Origin of the sequence: Burkholderia sp. SRS-W-2-2016 (assembly GCF_001931485.1) — a bacterium.
Lineage (GTDB): Bacteria > Pseudomonadota > Gammaproteobacteria > Burkholderiales > Burkholderiaceae > Paraburkholderia.
In genome coordinates this window covers 53,939-60,242 of sequence record NZ_MSDV01000031.1, presented here as the reverse complement: position 1 = coordinate 60,242, position 6,304 = coordinate 53,939, and the positions used below count along the sequence as shown (strand labels likewise).

Here is a 6,304-nt window from a genome sequence, read left to right as displayed (position 1 = left end):
GGCCAGCAACGAGGGCGAAGGTCAGGATGACTTCGTATTCGAGCTGAGCCGCGAAGAATTCATGCAGTACTTCTTCGACGACCTCGAACTGCCGCGCCTCGTCAAAACCCATCTGATGGCGGTGCCGACGTGGAAAAGCATCCGCGCGGGCTGGGCCGCCGAGGGCACGCCGAACAACATCGACGTGGTGCGCTCGCTGCGCAGCGCGCTCGGCCGGCGCATCGCGCTGGGCGCGCCGCTCGTCAACCATTTGCGCGAGATGGAACGGCAGCTCGAAGAGATGAAGGCCGATCCGGCCGATCGTCGCGACGAGATCAAGCTGCTCGAAGACGATATCCATCATCTGAAAGGGCGCATCTGGCGGATTCCGTTTATCGATCCGTTCGACCTGCGCTACGTCAATCGCGTGAAGCAGCCCACGCCGTCGAGCCAGGCGGTGATGTTCTGCCTGATGGACGTATCGGGTTCGATGGACGAGCAGCGCAAGGATCTCGCCAAGCGCTTCTTCATCCTGCTGTACCTGTTCCTGAAGCGCAATTACGAGCGCATCGAAGTGGTGTTCATTCGCCATCACACGCGCGCCGAGGAAGTCGACGAAGACACGTTCTTCCATTCGACCGAAAGCGGCGGCACCGTGGTGTCGAGTGCGCTCGAACTGATGCGCAAGGTAATGGACGAGCGCTACTCGCCGACTGAATGGAATATTTACGGGGCGCAGGCCTCGGACGGGGACAACTGGACCGACGACTCGCCGAAGTGCCGCAAGATTCTGGCGGATGACATCCTCGATAAGGTGCGGTATTTTGCGTATATTCAGGTGACGCCCGAAGAGCAGAACCTGTGGCTCGAATATGCGCAACTGGCGTTGAGCCAGCCGCATATGGCGATGAAAAAGGTCGAAACCGCCGCGGATATTTATCCGGTGTTTCGCGAGTTGTTCGAGAAGCAGGCGGCGACTTCGTGACCGAACGATTGTTGCGGTGCATGCAGTTGAATCACGACGCGCGCGGCGCATCGTACGGCCAGATGCAGTAGCTGTCGTACGCAGTAGCGCCGCAGCGCAACACAGGCGTGCCGCAGCAGCGCTCGGGGCATGCCGAGGCAGGGGCGACCAGCACGGTAGCGCCCGCGCCCGAGCAGTCCACCGCGCTGCAGCACGGGACACACCGGAACGCCCATCGAAGGGCAAAGGGAAGTCCGTATGAACGTAGCAGATAGAAGACCTCTGCCGTGCCCGTCCGACTGGACCTTCGAATTGATCGAAGAGTACGACTCGCACATTGCCCGTGTTGCGGAGCAATACGAGCTCGATACGTATCCGATCCAGCTCGAACTGATCAGTGCCGAACAGATGATGGATGCCTATGCGTCCGTCGGTATGCCGGTGAATTACCGGCACTGGTCGTTCGGCAAACACTTTCTTTCCACCGAAAAAAGCTACCGTCGCGGCCAGATGGGGCTCGCGTACGAAATCGTCATCAATTCGAACCCCTGCATCGCGTATCTGATGGAAGAGAACACGATGACGATGCAGGCGCTCGTGGTCGCGCACGCGGCCTATGGGCACAACTCGTTTTTCAAGGGCAATTATCTGTTCCGGCTGTGGACGGATGCGCACGCGATCATCGACTACCTCGTCTATGCGAAGAATTACATCGCCGAATGCGAGGAGCGCTTCGGGCTCGACCGGGTCGAGGAACTGCTCGATTCGTGCCACGCGCTGATGAATTACGGCGTCGACCGTTACAAGCGGCCGCAAAAGCTCTCGCTCGAACGCGAATTCGCCGCGCGCCGCGAGCGCGAAGCGTATCTGCAATCGCAGGTCAACGAACTGTGGCGCACGCTGCCCACCCGTCATACGCCGCTGCCCGAGGAAGTCGAGGAGCGCTATCCGCCGGAGCCGCAGGAAAACCTGCTGTATTTCGCGGAGAAAAACGCGCCGCTGCTCGAGCCGTGGGAGCGCGAAGTGATCCGCATCGTGCGCAAGATCGGTCAGTACTTCTATCCGCAGCGCCAGACCCAGGTGATGAACGAAGGCTGGGCGACGTTCTGGCACTACACGTTGCTCAACACGCTCTATAACCAGGGCAAGCTCGAAGACGGCTTCATGATGGAGTTTCTCCATTCGCACAGCAACGTCGTCTATCAGCCGCCGGTCACGAAGCCGTACTACAGCGGGATCAATCCGTACGCGCTCGGCTTTTCGATGATGAGCGACATTCGCCGTATCTGCGAGGCGCCGACCGAGGAGGACCGCAAGTGGTTTCCGGAGCTGGCCGGCAGTCCGTGGCTGCCGGCGATGCACTACGCGATGCGCAACTTCAAGGACGAGAGCTTCGTTGCGCAGTATCTGTCGCCGCATCTGATCCGCGAAATGCGCCTGTTCTCGGTACTCGACGACGACATGCGCGACGCGCTCGAAGTGTCGGCGATTCACGACGACAGCGGCTATCAGTACGTGCGCCAGGCATTGTCGCGGCAGTACGACATGCATCACCGCGAGCCCAATATTCAGGTGTGGGCGGTCAATACGCGCGGCGACCGCAGTCTGACGTTGCGGCATTTCATGAGCGACAACCGCCATCTGTCGTCCGATAGCGACGAAGTACTCAAGCACATGGCGCGCCTCTGGCAGTTCGACGTGTACCTCGAAAGCGTCGACGAAAACGGCACCGTCAGGAAGCGTTATGAATGCCGTTATGTGCCGCCGGCGGTGAGAGTCTGAGCGCCGGCTGAGTTGCGCGCGGGCCCGTGGGTTTCATTTCCTCCGTGGCCCTGATTCGTTCCGTAAGCCCCTGCCAGTCAACGACCGGCGGGGGCTTCGTCTTTATCGCCGCGCGAATTTCGCCCATTCGCCGCGACCCAGGGCTTTCATCAGGCTGGTCTGACAAAAGCCCATCTATCCTTTCATCTGTGTAAAAATCGCGCTCGCGCGACGCCCGCCACCCGGGCGCGCGGAATCAAGGCGGCGCCACGACCGTCCTCCTCGTTTAGATAAGGAAAGACACCAGCATGAACGTCCAAACCGATCAATCCGTCGTCGCCTCCGCGCACGATACCCGCCGGCGCATCTTTGCGATCGTCGGCGCTTCATCGGGCAATCTCGTCGAGTGGTTCGACTTCTACGTATATTCGTTCACCGCGCTGTATTTCGCGCCGTCGTTCTTTCCGAGCGGCAATACCACGACGCAGTTGCTGAACACCGCCGGCGTGTTCGCGGCCGGCTTCCTGATGCGGCCGATCGGCGGCTGGTTCTTCGGGCGGCTCGCCGACAAGCGCGGCCGCCGTACCGCGATGATGGTGTCGGTGTTCATGATGTGCGGCGGCTCGCTGGTGATCGCGATGCTGCCCACCTACGCGCAGATCGGCGCGCTCGCGCCGGCCTTGCTGCTGTTCGCGCGACTGGTGCAGGGTCTGTCGGTCGGCGGCGAGTACGGCACCAGCGCGACCTATATGAGCGAGGTCGCGCTGAAGGGCCGGCGCGGCTTCTTCGCGTCGTTCCAGTACGTGACGCTGATCGGCGGCCAGCTGTGCGCGCTGCTCGTGCTGGTGATCCTGCAACAGACGCTCAGCACCGACGAGCTGAAGGCATGGGGCTGGCGCGTGCCGTTCGTGATCGGCGCGGTGGCCGCGTTGATCGCGTTGTATCTGCGTAAATCGCTCGATGAAACCTCCACCGCGGCAACCCGCCAGAGCAAGGAAGCGGGCACGCTGCGCGGACTGTGGGAGCACAAGAGCGCATTCATGACGGTGCTCGGCTTCACGGCCGGCGGCTCGCTGATCTTCTACACGTTCACGACCTACATGCAGAAGTACCTGGTCAACACGGCCGGCATGCACGCGAAGACCGCGAGTTCGGTGATGACCGCCGCGCTGTTGGTCTACATGCTGATGCAGCCGGCGTTCGGCGCGTTGTCGGACCGTATCGGCCGGCGCCGCTCGATGATCTGTTTCGGCCTGTTCGCGACGCTCGGCACGGTGCCGCTGCTGCACGCGCTGAAAGACGTGACGAGCCCGTTCGCGGCGTTCGGCCTCGTGGTGATCGCGCTCGCGATCGTCAGCTTCTATACGTCGATCAGCGGCCTGATCAAGGCGGAAATGTTCCCGCCGCACGTGCGCGCGCTTGGCGTGGGCCTGTCGTATGCGGTCGCGAACGCGATCTTCGGCGGCTCGGCGGAATACGTCGCGCTGTGGCTCAAGCAGGCCGACATCGAGACGATGTTCTTCTGGTACGTGACCGTGATGTGCGCGATCGCGGGCATCGTGTCGCTGCGGATGCGAGATCCGGCGACCGAAGGGTATCTGCGTCACGAGCCTTGAACGGGTAGCAATGCGGATCGTCGCGCAGCGCACTGTTGTTCTCAGCTGACGACGATCCGCGTGCCCCATGCATGCAGCAGGTCGCGCAAGCTCTCGGCCTGTTCCATCTTCGCGCCGCCGCGCAAATGAATCTGCACCGCGCGGCCGGCGATCCCATCGACCGGTTGCGCGAGCCACAGTTCGATCGCGAGCCCGAGTCCTTCCGGCTGGTTAGCGACGACGGGTTCGATCACGCGCGGCCTGAAACACGCACTGTCTGACATGGCGGCTTACCTCTGGGGCGATGACGGTTCAGCTCATCGTAACCAGTGGCGCGCCCGCGCCCAAGTAAGTATTCCGCGTTTGCTAAGCACGCAATGCGTCAGAAGCAATCCGCGGCCTCTTCGCCGGCTGCCGGCCGCGCTCGCAGCGCGGCGCGCGCGAGCAGCGCCAGATGGTAGTAAAGCCGCGCGCTGAATCCATAGTTGTACGCATAGAGATGCGCGAGCGCGATGCGCAGCCCCGCGCGCGGCCGGCCGTTGCGCGCGTGAATCGACACGACGAGCGGCGCGAGCCGGCGCAGCGCGAGCCGTCGCGAGGGCGCAAGCGGCGCGGGCAAGTCGAGCGATTTGACGAAGCGGTACGCGCTCAGCGGCGCGGCCGCGACCGTGCCGCGCGTGCTGTGCGAGATCGAGGTCGCCGTCTTGCGATACACCGATACGTAGTCGTGCAGATAAAACACCTCGCGCGCGGCAAGGCACAGCAAAGTGCCGAACACGAAATCGCAGCACATGCCGTGCTGGTCCGGATAGCCGATCCGTTTGACGAGTCGCGCATCGGCCATCCAGCCGTTGTTCGGAAACATCTGAATCAGCCCGGTGCGGCCCGCGAGCAGCTGCAGACCCTCGGCTTCGCGAGTCCGCCGGAACGCCGCGTTCAGCCGCGCGCTTGCGGCGTAATCGATCGCGCCCGCATGATTGGCTTCGTACTGGTCGCCGAACGCCGCGTCGAGGTTCGGATGGCGCTGCCATAGCGCGAGCAGTTTTTCGACCGCATCGGTTGTCAGCAGATCGTCGTCGTGGATCAGCAGGATCTTGTCGCCGCGCGCGCGCTCGAACAGGCTCGCGACATTGCGCGCCTGGCCGAGCGGCGGCTGATGATGCGCGTAGCGCACGCGCGCTTCGTTTCCGTAGCGTTCGGCGATCAACTGCCGGGTGACGGTGTCGCGCGAATCGTCGCCGATTACGATTTCCAGTTGCCCGAGGTTTTGCGCGAAGGTCTGCGCGAGGCACGAATCGATGCACTCGACCAGCAGGTCGGGGCGCCCGCAGGTGGGCACGCAGATGGAGACGCGCGGCACCGGCGGCGCGGCGGGAGAGGCAAAAGCTGGCAAACGAGCGGGCAAACGAGCGGGAGATTTCGAGCTGGACTTGAACATTGGCGTCGCCTGTTAACAATCATGAGCGGCAGCCGCACACCGTGCTGCACCCAGCAAGGTAGTCCAATGCAGCGAAAAAAATTCGGTAAAAACCTGGAAGAAATGTTTGCTTACAGAAAGGCGCGCGCGTTCACGCGGGTGGGGCGGCCTGACTGCGACGTGCAGTCAGGCCGAGAGGCCGAGTGCGCAACAGAGAGGACCGGTTAGCCGACCGGCGGCTCGCCTTCGCCGGACTGCTTGCCCGGACGGTCGGCGGGCGACTGCTTGCGGTCGTCGTCGGCGCGCTCGGGCATTTTGCTCTTCGCGTTGTCGCTGTGCACCGCATGGTGCGGGTGCGCCAGATCCTCGGCCGGCTCGCCGCCTGGGCTTTTTGACGCGTTTTTGTCCGGGTTTTTTGCGTCGTTTTTGGCGTTTTCTTTCGATTCGCTCATCGCTGTTCTCCTGGAACGGAATACACAGCGAAGCAGCAGCAAGGGACGGACCTGAGCTATCAGCGCGGCATCGGGTGGAAGGCGATGCGGCCCCGAATTATGCGGCGAACCTCATGTGGCCACCTTCCCGCGGCCA

The 6,304-nt window shown here is 62.7% G+C and carries 6 protein-coding genes; 3 read left to right on the top strand and 3 right to left on the bottom strand.

From position 1 onward, the window contains the following. The 3 genes from BTH42_RS15280 to BTH42_RS15270 all read left to right on the top strand — a co-directional run. Positions 1–964 (top strand): YeaH/YhbH family protein (locus BTH42_RS15280; protein WP_075300785.1); only part of this gene is annotated, 964 nt, incomplete at its 5' end. 237 nt (positions 965–1,201) lie between these two features. Continuing rightward, the gene (locus tag BTH42_RS15275; RefSeq protein WP_075300783.1) at positions 1,202–2,725 is read left to right on the top strand and encodes a SpoVR family protein; all 1,524 of its coding nucleotides are present in this window, start codon (positions 1,202–1,204) and stop codon (positions 2,723–2,725) included. A gap of 287 nt (positions 2,726–3,012) precedes the next feature. After that, positions 3,013–4,320, top strand: coding sequence for an MFS family transporter (locus BTH42_RS15270; RefSeq protein ID WP_075300781.1), 1,308 nt, complete (start codon positions 3,013–3,015; stop codon positions 4,318–4,320). 41 nt (positions 4,321–4,361) lie between these two features. Here the strand turns inward: BTH42_RS15270 and BTH42_RS15265 are convergent, their stop codons facing one another. The 3 genes from BTH42_RS15265 to BTH42_RS15255 form a co-directional block, all read right to left on the bottom strand. After that, positions 4,362–4,583, bottom strand: coding sequence for a hypothetical protein (locus BTH42_RS15265; RefSeq protein WP_075300779.1), 222 nt, complete (start codon positions 4,581–4,583; stop codon positions 4,362–4,364). Positions 4,584–4,681: 98 nt separating this feature from the next. Beyond that, positions 4,682–5,659 carry a glycosyltransferase family 2 protein gene (locus BTH42_RS15260; protein WP_075300777.1) on the bottom strand — a complete coding sequence of 326 codons (978 nt, stop codon included), beginning with the start codon at positions 5,657–5,659 and terminating at the stop codon, positions 4,682–4,684. Positions 5,660–5,940: 281 nt separating this feature from the next. Further along, positions 5,941–6,168, bottom strand: a complete 228-nt coding sequence (locus BTH42_RS15255; RefSeq protein WP_075300769.1) for a hypothetical protein — start codon at positions 6,166–6,168, stop codon at positions 5,941–5,943. Positions 6,169–6,304 lie beyond the last annotated feature (136 nt).